The organism is Bradyrhizobium cosmicum (genome assembly GCF_007290395.2).
Classification (GTDB): domain Bacteria; phylum Pseudomonadota; class Alphaproteobacteria; order Rhizobiales; family Xanthobacteraceae; genus Bradyrhizobium; species Bradyrhizobium cosmicum.
In genome coordinates, this window is sequence record NZ_CP041656.2 from 4,893,213 (window position 1) to 4,909,549 (window position 16,337).

At 65.7% G+C, this 16,337-nt stretch carries 1 protein-coding gene; it reads right to left on the reverse strand.

The window, feature by feature from the left end:
- A complete protein-coding gene (locus FNV92_RS23730) occupies positions 1-16,311 on the reverse strand; it encodes a leukotoxin LktA family filamentous adhesin (RefSeq protein ID WP_143844323.1) in 16,311 nt (5,436 codons plus the stop codon).
- Positions 16,312-16,337 lie beyond the last annotated feature (26 nt).

Sequence of the window (16,337 nt, forward strand, 5' to 3'; positions counted from 1 at the left end):
CTACCATGCCTGTGCGAGGCGGCCGACGGCCGGCCGCGTCGTTTCGACAGAAGCGTCCTTCCAGCCCGGGCGACCGGCGCGCTGTCCCTGACGGCGCAGCTTGCGCAGGTCGCTCAGCCCCTCGATGTTGACGGCGGGACCGGAGCCGATCGTCTCGACCGGCCGCGGCGTCATCAGCGCATCGAGCCGCGCCTTGCCGGAGAGGCCGAGCAGATAGAACGACCCTGCCCCGTCCTTCCTGGCGATCCAGGTCTCGATGCTCTCCCTGCCCTCGCCGTCGACCGGGATGTTGCGCACCATGCTGGCGCCGGTGAAATCGTCGCAGCAGGTGTGGCCCGGCCCGTAATTGGTCACGGTCGCCGAGACGTCGCCGCTGTAGAACACCACATAGGCATTGGTGACATTGGCGTTGCCGATCTGGGTCATCGTGAACACGCCGCCCGGCTGGTAGAGCTGCAGTGTCGGCCAGTTCGACGGCGCCGGCGCGCGGTTGTCGAGCAGCACCTGCTGGGTGGCCGTGGTCAGCATCAGCTGACCCGGAACGTAGCCGTTCAGGATCGTGACCGCATGCGCGTCGGTGAAGACGTTGGCATCCACCACCCTGAGCTGGTTGATGATGATGCTGTCAGGATCGATCGAGACGTTGGCGGACTTGGCGACGCCGCCGTTGTAGCCGGTGATATTCAGGATCAGCGGGATCGCCGGGTTCGAGCGGACCTGTTCGCCCTTGACGTTGATCGTATCGGCCGCGAGGTCGAGTTCCCTGACGACGCTGACCCAGTTGATCGTCAGGTCACCCGACGAGGTCATCTTGACGGTGTCGCCGCTGATCCGGTCGAACGAGACCGATCCGGCCACATCGAAACGTGTCTCGCCGTTGGCGGTGATCGATCCGCCATGGAGCGAGCCCGTGTCCGACTTGACGTTGAGGTCGCCGGCATCGCTCGGGATGCCGGTCGTGGTGAGCTGGCTGAAGACGATGTCGTTCACAGCATGCAAGTTCTGCGTGCCGCCGCTGATGGCGGTGCCGACGGTGATCCCTCCGGCCGTCGCGGTGACGTCGAGCGTGCCGCCGGCCATGAGATTATCCCAGTGAACGACCGTGCCGCTCAGGACCGCGTTGCCGGTCGCCGCCGCAAGGTTATGACCGGTGTTGGTTCCCGCCGCGATCAGCCTGGCCGAGCCGTGGGCCGAGACCGAGCCGAGCGTGGTCACGCCGCCCGACACCACCGTCTGCGCCAGGATGAAGCCGGTGTCCGCGGTGACGTCGATGTTGCCGGCATCACTGGCAGAGCCGGTGGCCGTGAGCGATTTGAACGTCACATTCTGGCTGGCATGGACCGTCTGCGAGCCGCTGCTGTCGACCGTGCCGATGACGATGCTGCCACTGTCGATGACGGCGCTGAACTTGCCGCTGGCGCCGGTTGCCGTGCCCGCCAGCACCCGGTCGAGCGTGAGCGCCTGGGTGCCGATGATATCGACGTTGCCCTTCAGCGCCGACAGCAGCGTCGCTTCGGTGCCGGTCAAGGCCTGGAGGTAGATACCGCCATCGGTCGTGCTTGCCGAGAGCAGCGACGCATTGAAGGCGAGCCGCCGCGTCGCGCTGCCGATGCCGTTCGACGCCGTGAGGTCGAGGCTGGCGCCGGCTCCTGAGGTCATGAAGGTGGTCTGGCCGTCGCCATTGCCGAGGATCGCACCAAGTGACGCCACGCCGCCGGCGCTGACGACGATCGACGGGGCATTGCCGGCCGCGGCATAGGACAGCGGCGTGTTGAGCTGGCCAAGGATCGCGTCGCCCGTCGTGGCGATCGTGATGACCTTGGCCGCATCGATCGCGGAATAGGCGCCCATCGACAGCGTCGCGGCGGCCAGCGTCACGCCCTCCGTGCTGCTGGTCACCAGCACCGGCGCCGCGCTGGTGCCGTCCGGAATGGTGATGGCGCGGTTGGCGAGCAGCTGCATCAGCCCGTAGCTGGTGAGGCTGGTGTTGATGGTGAGCGCGCCGCGCGCCGCGTTCAGCGTCAGCGCGCCACCGGCGCTCAGCGTCCCATAGGCGCCGCTCGCACCGACCGCGAGATCGCCGGTCACCGCAAGGATGCTGAGATCGCCGACCGCCGAGCCCGTCACGGCGCCCGAGATATTCACCTGCAGCGGCTGGAAGGACGCGCCATTGAAGCCGATGCTGCCGCCGGCGCGCAGGTCGAGGTCGGCGCCGAGAATGTGGATCGCCGTACGGTCCGTGAAGCCGGCTTCGGCGTAGATGCTGCCGGCCGCGGCGATCTGGATGTCGCTGCCGGCCGAGATATTGCCGAGAATGAGATCGCCGGTGGTCTGCTTCACATAGATGCCCTGCCCGGAGGAGACCTGGTCGAGCTGATCGTTGGCGGCGTCGGCGAAAGCGATCTGGATCGCGTTCGCGTTGCTCGCGGGATTGCTTCCGGCGGCTCCCGAGGGGGCACCGATATTGCCGTGTTCGGCGATCAGGGTCAGGTTGGCGATATCGCCTGTGATCACGGGCACGCCGGTCACGCCGGCTGCGGCGGTGATGCCGGTCACGGCGTCGAGCTTGACATCGCCGCGGCCGGTCACAGCGATGCCGTTGGCCTGCGCCGCCGCGATCGGGCCGTAGCTCGCGGTGATGCCGCCGAGCGTGAGGCTGTTCTTGCTGCCGAGATAGATGTTCGTCAGCGCCTTGGCCGAGATGGCGATCGGGTTGTCCAGGACGACGAGGTTCTGCTGCGACAGGCTGACCGTATAGGTCGTGACATGGGTGGTCGTATCAGTGGTCGCGCCGACCGTGAGCTGGCCGGGGCCGGCCGACGAGAGCAACGCCTTCTGCTCCGTCGACAGCGCCGAGGAATCGACGCTGGTGAAGGTGAACGTCTGGGGCGCTGCCGAATTGCCGACCGAACCCTTCGGCGCGTAGAGCATGATCTGGCTCGCGCTGACATTGGCCGCGACATTCGGATCGATCGGCGGCGGCGCTGCGCCGACGGCGGACGACGAGACCGTGTAGGCGAGCTGGTCATGCGTCCACTGCGAACCCGAGGTGATGATGCCGTAGACCCGCTCGGTCGATGCCAGCGTGTAGCTGTAATTCGCGCTGTAGGTGGTCAGCGCGGCCTGCAGCGCGGTATTGGTGGGCAGGCGCTGGTCGGCGGCGGCGACGCCCTGGAACAGGTTCGTGAACAGGCCCGACGAGAGCGTGGTGCCAAACACCGTCGCGAGCGCGTCGGTGGGCGCGTTTCCGAGCAGCGCCGTCAGCGAGCTCTTGAGCTCGGCGGTGGAGATCTTGCCGAGCAGGAACTGGTCCCTCAGGAACCGCGTCGTCGCCTCGACCTTCATATCCGTCGTCGAGACGTTGGCGGGATCGATGCCGAGCTTGGCGGCCACCTGCGCGCGCAGCACCGTCAGGCCCACCGAGGTCGGATTGTAGGTGCCGTTCGCGAAGGCGATGTTCTTGAGCTGGAAGTAGTCGTTGTAGGCCGCCGTGACCATGGACTGGTAGCTGTTGACGGCAGCGGTGGCGGGATTGCCGTTGAGCAGGCCGAGATTGTCCCACACCGCCTGGAGATGGGCGCTCTCCGCCGCGCTGATACCGGCGGCCGGGCGGCCGTTCAGGATGCTGGCCGGGTTGTTGTCGGAGCCGGCCGCCTCGAGGAAGACCGGGCCACCGCTTGACTGGATCGTGCCGAGCCGCAAATCACCCTTGGACTGGACGATGTAGGTGCCGGTGGCCGAAGCGCTGTCGAGAACGCCGCCATCGACGGTGCCGCCGGCCTGAACCGTGCCCGTCGCCTGGATCACCAGCGGATTGATATTGGTGAGGGTCGTCGCGCCATTGACGACGCTGCTGGTCGCGCCGATCGCGCCGCCGGAGGAATTGATCTCGATGTTCTTGCCGACCACGACGGGATTGGCGACGTTGTAGGGGGCCGCCGAGTTGATGTCGCCCGTCGCCGAGATGAAGACGCTGCCTTGCGGCGTGGCGCCTGACGCGTTCGCCCTCACGTGGTCGATCGACAATGAGCCGGTGGCCGCGATCGCTATGTCGCGGTCGATCGTATCGGCCTTCAGGCTGCCGCCGTAGACCTGCACCTGGACGGGAACACCGTTCGTGCCGCGCGTGCCGATGCCACCATCCGCCGACAGAGTCGCGTTCTTGCCCGATATCATCGGGTTGTTGGCACCCGCGCCTGATGTGATGGCCGAATTGGCGCCGGTGGCGATGACCGTCGTATCACCCGAGAGGTTGTTGATCGGGCCGTTGATGACGATGCCGGAGTTCGAGCTGACGTTGACCGTACTCACGCCGCCGCCGCTGAACTGGATGTTGATCGGGTTCGACGCCTTGACCGTGTTGGTCAGCGTCAGGGTCAGGTGATCGTAGATCTGCTGGTACCACTCGTAATGACCATCCGCACCGCAACACAGGCCAGCTGACGTGTTGTAGCCACCCCCGTGATAGCTGCCGGTCGCGGTGACGACTTCCTGGAAGTTCGCGGTCTGTAACTGGCCGGTGTTGCCGCCACCGCCCGTGGCCTGCATCACGTTCTCGACCAGGCTGACGGTGCGGGTCCAGTTGTCTCCGGACGCGTTCGGCGTGTAGTGCCAGCCATAGTCGAACTGCGTGCTGGTCGTCGGACGATCCAGCGTCGCCGTGTCGACCCATTGATAGTACATGTTGGGCTTCACGGCGTACTGGATGCCTGCCGTGCCGCTGAGGCCGGTCAGCATCGAGCCCGTGTACTGGCTCGCATTGACGCCATTGGTCCGATACGTCGACACCTGCTGGCCGCCCGACGCGGACGGATTGTAGACGTACCACGTCGTCTGCTGCTGGAGCTGATCGACGATCTGGATCACGCTGGGCGCGCTAACGCCCGTATTGATCGTGTTAGTGACGAGCTGGAGCCCGGTCGTGTTGTTGACATTGATCGTACCGGCACCACCCTTGACCGCGATCGTGCCCTGGGAGGTGCCGTCGGTCGAGGTCGAGATGATCTTGCCGTTCAGGTAGACGTAGCCGCCCGAGCCCTGCACCACGCCGTTCACCATGATCTGGTCGGTGAGCGCGTTGTACTTCACCCCGATCTTGATATCGCTGGAGAACTGCGTCGTCGCAGCCGCCGTGATGTCGTAATAGCTGCCGTTCCGCGCATTGGCCTGGGCCTGGGCGAAATCCGCGCCATTGTTGCTGGTCTTGAGGCCGTTGATGGCGGACAGCACGCCGCTGCCGATATCGACCGAGTAGTTGCTGCTCGTTCCGCTCTGGATGAGGCCGTTGACGTTGATGACCCCCGCCGAAATGATGATCGCCTGGCCGAGAATGAAGGGCCGGTCCTCGGGGTTCTGGTACCCCGAGGGCGTGGTCGAGGCCCAGTTCGAAGACGCGTTCGTGTTCGCGGTCCTCGGCGTGATCACGTCGTTCTGGATATTGACGACCTGGAAATAGGCCGAACATCCCGAGCAATTGAACGGCGAGTAGAACGTGGACGTGTGGTTGGTGGTGGTGGTGTGACCCTGGGCGTCTGTCGAGGTCGTCGTATAGTCGTAGGTCGTGTTGCTGTAGACGCCTTGGCCGGTATAGGTATTCCGCTCCCACGGCGCGGTCGAGATGGTCTGGACCGTCGGGCCTTCCATCGCCGCAAGCGTGGAGGTGCTTCCCACGCTGCCGCCGCCTCCGTTGGGCGAGCCGTTGCCCATCGGCAGGAAGATCGCCGAATAGAGCGAGAGGCCGTCATAATACGTCATCAGCATGCGCGCGGTGAAGACGGTGCTGTTGGCGGCGGTCTGCTGGACGCCGCCATGGCCGTCGACGCAGCAATAATAAAAATACGGGTGCTGGCCGCCGTCGCCGATATGCGGGCTGGTCGCGTAATCGCCATAGGCGCCGAGATAGGTCGCCGCCGCCATCACCGCCGTCAGCGTGTCGTTGTCTGCCGGCTTGTACTCGACCCCGGCCCATTGCGAGGTGACATCGTGGTTGGAGTTGTAGAAGCTGCCGACGCCACCAAGGAAGATGAACGAGCCGTTGGGCGCCACCATCTGGATGGTCGCGGCATTGAGAGATTGTGACGCGACGACGCTGCCGAGCTGGCTGGTGATCTTGAGCAGGCCGTTCTCGTTGGTGACGATACCGTCGAAATAAATGTCGGGCTTGCGGGTCAGCTGGTTGCCGTTGTCGTCGACGCCGAGCCCGGTGCTGGGATCGACGCGGTTGTAGGTGGCCGAGATGTCGATGATCGGCGTCGCGCTCGGCGTGGCGGTGAAGGTGACGTTGGAATGCGAGTCCGGGTCGACATGGTCGATCTGGCGGTAGCTGATGTTTCCGCCGGTCACATTGGTAACGGTGAGATTCGCGAAGTCCATGAAGTCGAGACCGCGGTTCTCGACCTTGATCTTCGGCGAACTCTGCGCGGTGACCGATGGCGCCGTGTGGCCGGACAGGCTGTTTCCGGTCAGCTTCTGCGCCAGGATCGAGACGTTGCCGGCGGACACCAGGATGTCGCCGAACGCGAAAGCGTTGCCGGGGGCGTCGGAGGTATACGGCGCCTGCTGGATAAGTGCGTTGATCTGGCGCTGCGCGTCGCCCGTCGGATCGGCGCCGGAGGGCGCCATCGTGGCGGGATGTGCGGACGTCGAGGTCGAGAGCTGGGTCCGGATCTGCGTCGCGGTCAGGCCGGTCAGCGTGGCCAGCTGGTTGACGATGTTGTCATAGGGATTGAAGCCGCCGACGATGGTGTACTGGATCGTCTGGTGGTCCCAGCTCTTCACCGGGCTGAAATGATCGACGTCGGCGACGTATTCGAGGGTGGATGAAATCGACGAGTGCGGGCTCGACGTGCTCAAGACCGGTGCGCTCGCACCGAGATCGATCGTGATGGTCACGTCGTTGTTGATGCCCGCCACCACCATGCCGTTGAGCGCGACGTCGCCCGTTCCGCTGGTATGGCTGTGGTTATCGCTGTTCTTGGCGCTGAAGATGTCCAGATAGGGATTGTAGTTGCTGCCGTTGCCGGTCGCCGTCACCTGCCCCTGCGTGGCGCCGAGATAGATGTCGCGCACGCCGAGCACGCGCGAGCCGTCGGCCAACGTCAGGCTGCTGTTGTCGCTGGCATTCGCCGTGCCGCGATAGAGGGTGGAGATCGGAATGACCGTGTTGTTGTAGACGACCGTCGTCGCGGTCGCCTGCACGCTGCTGAAGGTGATGGTATCGCCGGACATGCCGGCAGAGATGTTGATGTCGCGCCAGGCCTGGATCGTCGTGCCGCCGAAGACGTTGACGCTCTGGTCGGCGTGGACCCAGCTGTTGGTGCTGGCGCCGACACCGGCGATCGCGCCGTAGAGGCTGGCATTGGCGTTGTTGGACGCCGCCATCTTCGCCGCGGTGCCGACATAGATCTTACCGACGCTGAACAACTCGCGTGCATTGATGTTGACTGCGAGCGCGGCATTTGCCGTCATGTTGGATTCTGCGCCGCCGCCGGCGAAGAGGGCCGCAGTGGCCAAGCTCACCGTATCGGTGGTGTTCAGCGTGTTGTACGCCTCGATGTCGATCACGCCCGTTGCGGTCCTGGGATCACCGTTGAGACTCAGGATCGTGCCGGCGCCGATATTGGTGGTGACGGTCTGGGTGACGGTGGACTCGCTCAGCGCGGCCGCACCCGAGAACATGCCGCCCGAGCCCGAACGCGCGCCGCCGCCGGCCTGATTGACGATGTCGTTCGAGATGACGACGATGTTGCCGCCGTCCGTGTTGATGATCAGATGCGTTCCGATCTCGGCGGTGGTGGTGGAAGCGACGTCATTCTTCGCCTGGCCGCCGGACACGCCGGCCGTCGCGGCCAGATAGGCGTCGCCGCTGGCTGCATAGTTCGTGGTGTGCTTGGCCTTGACGCTGAGGCCGCCGAAATAGAGCGTGTCGTCGGTGGCTCCGCCGTCGAACCGCGCATTGGTCACCGCGGTCGAGCTGGTCGTTGCGACCGCCGCCGCGCCGGCATAGGTGCCGCCCGCTCCGACCGTCGCGTTGGAGACATTGGAGTCCGTGCCGGTCGCGGTTATCTCGAGGATGCCGGTGTAGCCGGTGTGATTCAGATGGGTGGCGTCCATATCGGCAGGCGCGCCCAGATAGGCGTAAGTGTGCGCGCTCGACGAGGTCTGCGCGACGGTGGCGCCGAGCGCCAGGAAGCCGCTCGAAAGGCCGGTCGCCTCGGCGTATTGGGCGCTGTCGTTCTGCGCTGCGATCGTTACGTCGCTGTTGGGTAGTGCGATGCCCGTCCCGCCATAGGCGCTGACCGTCGCGTTCTCTGAGGACTGGGCCAAACTTCCCTGCGCACCAATCAGCGAGCCGCCACCACCGGCGAGTGCCTTGGTCCAGGTCGTGGTGCCGCCCGTCGGGACCAGCGCCATCGCGGTCACGGCGAGTGCTCCGCCCGAGAAAGCGACGTTGTCGCCGACATCGGCCGTAACACTGGCTTCGACCGTGGACCTCGCGATGGCGATGCCGACGGCACCGCCGCCGACCGAAACGCCGATCGCCTCGCTCGACAGATTGGGGGTGATCGACGCCGACACCAGCGTGCCGACATCAGATGCCGACGTGGTTATCGAGGCACCGCTACCGATCTCGGCCGTCACGGTCGAACTTTCGTGGGCTTCCGCATCCGCACCGATGCCGGCGACGATACCGCCTCCGAGCGCAGTTGCCGTCGTGGTCAAGGTGCCCGCGCCCGATGCACCGACCGCCACTGCCGAGGCACCGATGACGGCGTTATCCAGAATTCGCGCGGCAACCGTGCTCGATCGTCCTGCCGTGGCGACGGAAGCGCCGACCGCCGCGGCACCGGCGGTGACGCCGCCCGTGAAGACGACCTGGGTCGTGGAATCCGTCGCCATGACGGCGACGCCGGTGCCGCCCGTGCCGGTGACATGGCCGCCGAGCCGGGCCGTCACGTCGTTGGCCACATTGCCGATCGCCACGGCGGCATCCGCCCCGAAGTACAGCGCCGCGCCGCCGGCGATCGCCTCGGTGTCGATGGTCTTGCCGGCATAGGGTCCGGTGGTGGCGTCCTTGACCACCGCCGCCACCGCCACGGAGGGCGCAGTGACGTTCGCGGTCAGGTCCGCGAGCACGTAGCTCTTGACGCTGGTGTAGCCGATGCCGGCCCCGATGCCGACATTCTTGCCGAAGCCGGCGCCGAGCAGGTACATCTTGGCGGCGTTGGCGCTGATGGCGGCGACATTGACCTGCGTGCCCGTGACGTTGCCGCCCAGCACCTGCGCGGTGACGCCGTCTCGGCCAGCGTCTGTGAGCACGCCGCTGACGTTATAGGTCGACGTCACGTTCGCACCGCTCGGATCGCCGGCGGTGCCGCTCGCGACCGCATCGCTGCCGTGCGAGCTGTTGGTTCCGGAGTTCGCGGCGCCGATGGTGCCGTCGAGCTGCGACTGCTCGTGCGTATCGCCGAGATTGGCGCCGATGATGATGACGCCGACGGTGGCACCGATGCCGACGCTGCCGCCGATCCCGGCGGTCACGGCATAGGACAGCACCTCCTTGGTGCTGAGCGCGTTGACGCTGATCGCGCCTGACGAATTCAGGTTGCTGTTGATGCTCTCGGCCGTGGTCTGGCTCTTGAAGACGATGACGTTGGCGGCGGCGCCGATGCCGACGCCTCCCCCGCTGGCGCCGACCGCGAGCGCGCCGGCGATTTCCTTGATCGCGACGTCCTCGGTCGCGTTGATGGTGACGGCGCCGGCCGTGCCCCCCGTCGGCGACTGAAGCGTGACGTCGTAGACGCCCGCGATCGTGGTGTTGCTGGCGATCTCGATGTTCGCCATGCCCGCGATCGCGGCCGATCCCGTCGCGAGCGCGCCGCCCACCGAATAGGCCTCGAAGCGGTTCTTGGTCTTGGCCTCCACGTCGAGCGCGCCGGTCAGGTTGATCGCCGTGGTGTGGGTTGCGGTGCCGCCGTGATAGGCGAACTCGTCGCCGACATAGGCCTCGGTCCGGTTCGATGAGACCTGGACCAGGAAGGCGGCGCCGATCGCGGCCTGGCTGCCATAGGCGCCGGAACCGTTCGCGGAGAAGATGCCGGTGTTGTTGGTGGCGTTCACCGTGAGCGACGCGGCAGTCAGCGCGCCGCCGTCGACATAGGCCTCCGTCGTCGCCTGGAAGACGTTCAGCCCGACCGAGCCGGTGTTGAACCCGATCGCGATCGAGGACGCATCCTGCTCGGCATGGGCCTTCACGGTGACGGCGCCGACCGTCGGGCTCGATGACTGGACGCCGCCGATGATCGCATTGGTGATCGTGGCAAAGGTATCGCGCGACATTGTCGTCGAGACGATCGTCGCGCCACCGCCGCCGCTGCTGCCATAGGCGATGCCGGCGCCGAACGCGCCGGAGTAGGAGAAGCTCGACGCCGCGACTTCGATCTGCGGCGTCAAAGTCGAAGACGTCAGACGCGTGTCGATCGCTGCGCTGTCGATATAGGCCCGGGTCGCCCCGCTCATCACATTGGTGATCGGGTTGATCATGATGGCGACGCCGCTGCTCGCGGCGACCGATGCAACATTTGTCACGACGGCCTGGTGCGAGCTCGCGACGACGGCAAGGCCGCGGACACTGTCCTGGTTCTCGGAGAGGTCGGGCGTCGCGTCGCTCGGCGCATGGGCGGTGCCGAGATCGAAGGCATGGACCAGCGTGCCATTGTTGACCGACAGTGTACTGGTCGAGTTCGTTCCGAGCGCGTCGACCCTGGTGTTCGCCCCGCTGATATAGGCTGCCGTGGTCCCGGTGATCCGGTTGGTCACCAGCGAGCCCGCGCCTCCCGCCGCGCCCTTGCTGATCGACACCGCGCCGGCGAACACCGCCGCCTTGTCGTTGTTGCCGGCGACCACGCCGACATTGTTGGTGGCGGTGACGTCGGCGCCATTGATGCCGTTAATGCCGGCCGCGGTGATGCTCGCCGTAACGTTGGTTCCCATCAGGTTGGTCGCGACCGAGCCGGCCAACCCGACCTGGGACGACATCGCGATACCCACGGCAACCGTCGAAATGCTGGCGTTCGAGTTCGCTCCGATCGTGACGTTGCCGGAGACGGTCAGCTTCGAGCCGGTGACACCGGCGCTGACAGAGTTGGCGATGCTGCTGTTGACCAGCGCGAGGCCCGCGGCGCTTCCTTGTGTCGAGGCGCCCGCGACGGCGGCGGTTCCTGTGATGCTGGAATTGTCGGTGGCGCTCACGGAGATATTGGATGCCGTCACGGAGGATTGCGACGCGCTGGACAAGCTGTTGCCGATGGCGGCCGAAACGGTATTTGCGATCGAGCTGATGGTCGTGCCGCCGACGCCGGCAAACTGCCCGGTTGCCAGACCAAAGCCGATCGTGACCGCCTGGATCTTCGAGGAATCGACCGCGCTCACGCTGACATTGCCGTTGACGCCCGCCGTCAGCAGCACGTTGGCGATATAAGCCGAATGCGTCGTCGCGATGGTGTCGTACACCAGCGACGCGCCGACATTGTTCTTGCCGGCCTGGATGGTGCCCGCGACGGAGATGATGCTGGCCCCCGGACCGTTGGCCGCACCGTCGTTGAGCGCGGCCGCGCTGAAGTCGATACAATTCTGTCCGCCCGTGCCGCCAGCGACCGTGCAGGTGTCCGAGGCGAGATGGTTGTTGTTCGACCTCTTGACGAGGTTGCCGAGCGCCGTGTCCAGCGCCGACACGGCGCCGCTGTCCGCCAGCACCGTCACGCGTCCGACGTTGATGCTCACCGTCGCGCCGCTATTGATATAGGCGGTCGTGGTCGGCGAGATCTCGTTGACGACGATCGCGCCGGCCAGTCCGTTGGCGCTGGCCCCGCCCCCGCCCGAGGCCGCACCGGCCGCAATCACGCTGGCGCTGTCGGCCATCACCAGCAGGGTGTCGTAGTTCGACAGCGCGGAGCTGCGGATGTGCGCGTCGGTGGCGTTGCCCCCCGTGGGATCGGCAATCGACGCATAGGTCAGCCCGATACCGACCCCGACCTGGCCACCCGACATATAGAGAGAACCGCCGCCGATCGCGATGTTCGTGGTCTGGTAGGCATCCACCTCGAGCGCGCGATTGACGCCGCTCGCCTGCCCCGTGATCGTCGAGCTCTCGATATAGGCGTTGGCGCTGTCCGTCATGATGCCGACGGAGGCCGACAACGATGCTGAATTGGATTTCGATCCCGCCACGCCGAGGGCGACGACGGTCTCCGAGCCGCCGTTGAGCGCCTGCACCGTCACCGAACTCTGGTTGTTCATCGTGGTGCCGTAGATATAGGCGAGCGTGGCGTTACTCGACATCGCGGCCGCGATCGCGCCGCCGATCGCAGCTCCCTGCGCGGATGCTCCGGCCAGATTGAACGCCGCGGAGCCGGACCCGTTGCTGAGAATGGTGTCGTTGAGGGCCTGAACGATTGTGTTGGTCGTGACGGCGCTGGCCGTGGTGTACTTGTTGACGCTCGTATTCCTGATATAGGCGCTGGTGCCGAGCGAGACGTCGCTCACCGACGAGCTGCCGGCGAGATCGAGGCTGAAGCCGTCGGTGCTCGATCCCGAGGTCGAAGCGATCTTGCTTGCGGCCGTCGCCACGCCGGCGGCACCTCCGGTCGAGGCCGCGCCGGCGGCGCCCGCCTTGTCGGAGAAGCTGGACGACGCCGGATCGGAGACCGATGCCGCAACGGCGGCAGCGGTCATGCGCCCGGAAGTGGTCGCGCTGAGCGTGAGGTTGTCGACATTGACCGACCCGCTTCCACCGCTGGTGCCCGCAAACGGATCATTCGCACTGAACACGCCGGGGCGGATATCGGAATGGTTGTCGCCGATATAGGCGGAGGTGTCGGCATTCGCTCCGAGATAGGCCACCGACAATCCGACCGCCGAACCGCCGCTGCCGTTGAAATTCATCGCACCGGACAGCGTCACGACCGACAGATCCTGCTGCGCCAGAACATTCACATTCGGGGCATAGACGGTGGCCTGGCTCGAGATCGACGCATGCGTCGTGTTGTTCAGGAAACCGAGCGAGGTGATCCCATTCAATGCCAGCGCGCCGGCAGCCTTGCCGGACGACGGCGCGACGGCGATGAACTGATCCGAAGTGGTCGCGTTGACGGCAATGTCGTCCGCCGCCCGCACCGTCGCGCGGTCCGAAACACCGGCGATGGTGCTGGAGTTGAACTGGACGAGATTGAGCGCACCGCCGATCGAGGAGCCGCCCGACGTGTTGCCGAACAGGAAGCCGAGTGTACCGACATTGCCGGCGGCATCGATCGACGCCGTCGTCGTCGTCGCCGCGATCTGGATGCTGGTGTCGTAGGTGTGGACGTCGCCGTTGTTCACCGTCGCGCTGCTGCCGCAGGCGGTCGTGCATGTCGCGATCAGACTGGCGCTGCCGGCCACCCACGCCGTCGTGTTGTTGTTCACGACGAAATGGTTCATCGAACCGGCAACGCCGATCGTATCGCCGGCGTCGGCCGTGGCGTTGGCATAGCTCGTCAGAATGTTGCCGCCGACGCCGAGATTGCCGTTGAGGTGGCCGAGGACCTCGGTCAGACCATCCCACTTCAACCAGGTATTGGTAATCGGCATCGAGGTGTTGGCATCGACGGCGATGTTGGCCGCGTTGATGGTGGTGCCGCCGCCGATATAGGCGTTCGAATTGTGATTGAAATTGCCCCAGGCGACGGCGGCGCTGATCGCGACGCCCTCACCGCTGGTGGCGTCCTTGGTGATCGCGGAAGCCGTTGCATTGCTGCGCACGCCCCGATCGATGAGGGTGCTGACGACTGCGACGTTGCCGCTGACATAAAGGCTGGGCGCGCCGCCGCTCGGATTCTGGCCGATCGATGCCGTCGCGTTTTCAGTGCTGTTGGCCAGCGACAGCGCACCGGCGGCCTTGAAATTGAAGTTCACCGGCATCAGCGAGACCATCTGCTGAGCCATCATCCCCGTCAGGCTGGGGCTGGAGACCAAGAATTCCTGGATCGCGCCGACCAAGGCCGGGGTACCGACAATGGTCGACGCCATGGTCGAGTTGCTCGTCGTATTCGAGGTCGCCTCGACCAGGACGGAGCCGTTCATCCGCGACGCCGCGCTGGTGCCCAGCGACGAGCCGAGCTTCGCGGTAGCGGATGTGGTGACGTCGCTGATCGCGAGCGCCCCGCCAACACCGCCGCTGGCGGTCGGCGTGCTCAGCGCGACCGAGGTCGCACTGGTGGCGAACGAATTGTTGTTGATCGCACGCACCGTCAGCAGATTGCCGGATGCGTTCACATTGCCGACGGAAAGGTTCGCGCCAGTCGCGACATCGGCCGTGGTCGAGACCGAGCCGGTCGAGTAGGCCACCGTCTCGACGAATTGCGCGCTGGAGGTCGCCGCGACCGCAGCAACGCTCAGCGTACCGTCGTTGATGGCGTGGATGCCGAGGTTGCCGCCCGCGCTGATCGTGGCGCCGGAGGCAACGTTGGTGGTGACGTTGCCATCGATCTTGCCGACGACGGCCGAAGCGCCGATCGGCGAGCCGCCGAGCAAGGTGCTCGCAATTGCCGGATCCTGCGCCGTCTCCGAGCCGTGCGAGGCGATGGAGACGTTGCCGGTGCCGTTGATGTTGGCGTGGCCGTTGATACTGACCGAGGCAGTGGCGCTCGCGGCCACGTAGCCGCCGTTGATGCCGAGCATCGAGGCCGCTAGCGTGGTGCCCACCAGCGTGAAGAGGCCGGGGACCGAGCTCGTGAAGCTCGACGTCGCCGTCGAGGTCGATGCGATCGTGATGTTGCCGCCGGTGATCCTGCCATCGACCGTGATGGCCGTCGCGGCGGTGGCCTGGCCCGACAGCTTGATGTCGCTCGCAGTCGCCCGCAGCGTCACATTGCCGTCGGCGTAGGTTGTTCCGCCGAAATTGACCGACTGGGCGAGGATCTGTGCGCCGTTCATGATCGCGATGTTCGGCGCGTCGATGATGACGTTATTGGCGTTGCCGGTCGAATGGCCGGAGCCATCGAGACGGCGGGCATCGATCACCGCGTGGGCGGCGAGCGTCACGGAATGATCGGCCTGGATGAGGTAGTCGGCACCGGCGCTGAGCCCGGCGAGCGCATTCGCGATCGAGGTGTTCGACAGCGTCACGCCGTTGTCACCTTGCGCGGCATCGCCGACGACCACGTCGGTCGGGTCGAACAGCAGCGTGCCGGCCTTGCCGTTGTCCGCGCCGAGGTCGACCTTGATGCCCTGGCCGATGTCGATGGTCCCGTTCGCGCTGAAATCGACCAGGCCCGCATTGCCCGTCTTCGCACTGGCGTCGAATGTGGCGCCGCCCGCCACGGTCAGGTTCTGCGCCGCCTTGAGCCGGATCTCGCCGGCACCGCCGGTCGTGCTCGCGATGTCCAGCCTCGCGTTCTTGCCGACATCGATATTGTTGCCGGCCTGGACCGTGATATTGCTTGGCGTCGAGGTCTTGCTCTTCGCAGTCAGCCGCCCGTTGACGCGAGCGTTGTTGACCGCGCCGATATGGATCGAGCCGTTGCTGACGGTGATCGCGCTGGCGCTGCGCAGGCCCTTCGCATTGACGGAAGCTGCGAACTTGGCGGCATGATCGAGATTGGCGATGTCGCGCTGGGTGGCGCCGCCGACGTAGACGTTCTGCCCGGTCAGGCGCACGCCGTCGATTGCGTTGACCCGGCCATAGATCCGGATATTGCCGTCCGGCGAGACCGGGAACGATCCCGCCATCAGATTGCCGACCGCCGACTGGTTGATCTGCCCGCCCGCACCGATCAGGCTGTCGGTGAACTCGCGCGTCGGCGTCGAGACGTTGAGGCTGCCGACGTTCACGGTGCCGGAACGGCCGACCACGAACCCCTTCGGATCGGCGAAATAGACGTTACCGCCGATCGCACCGTTCATGTAGGAGTTCAAGGTGCCGTTGACGTAGACTGGCGCGTCGCGAACGATGTTGACGAGGTTTTGCGTCCCCATCGGCAGTTGCAGGTTGACCGTGTTGCCCTGCCCGACGCTGAACTGCGAGAACGAGTTGAAGGCGTTGTTGCCCGAAACCGTCGACGTCGTGACATTGGTGACGCTGCCGGAGGTCTGCAAGCTCGTGCCGGTGCGCCCGTCCGGCGTGATCACGTTCGCCGTCTGCGCCTGAAGGCGGACGCTGTACACCGGCAGAAAGACCATCTGCATCGCGCAGAGCAGCGACATCGAACGGAAGCGCGAAAGCCTCCGCAGCGTCGTCGGCTCGTCATTGTCTCGCGTCGCAGACGGTCTGCGCATGTCAGATCCTCGTCATCGGCATTTGC

Bases quoted from the DNA above. Each gene is read 5' to 3' on its own strand.
- FNV92_RS23730 (WP_143844323.1), bottom strand. From the start codon at position 16,311: ATGCGCAGACCGTCTGCGACGCGAGACAATGACGAGCCGACGACGCTG.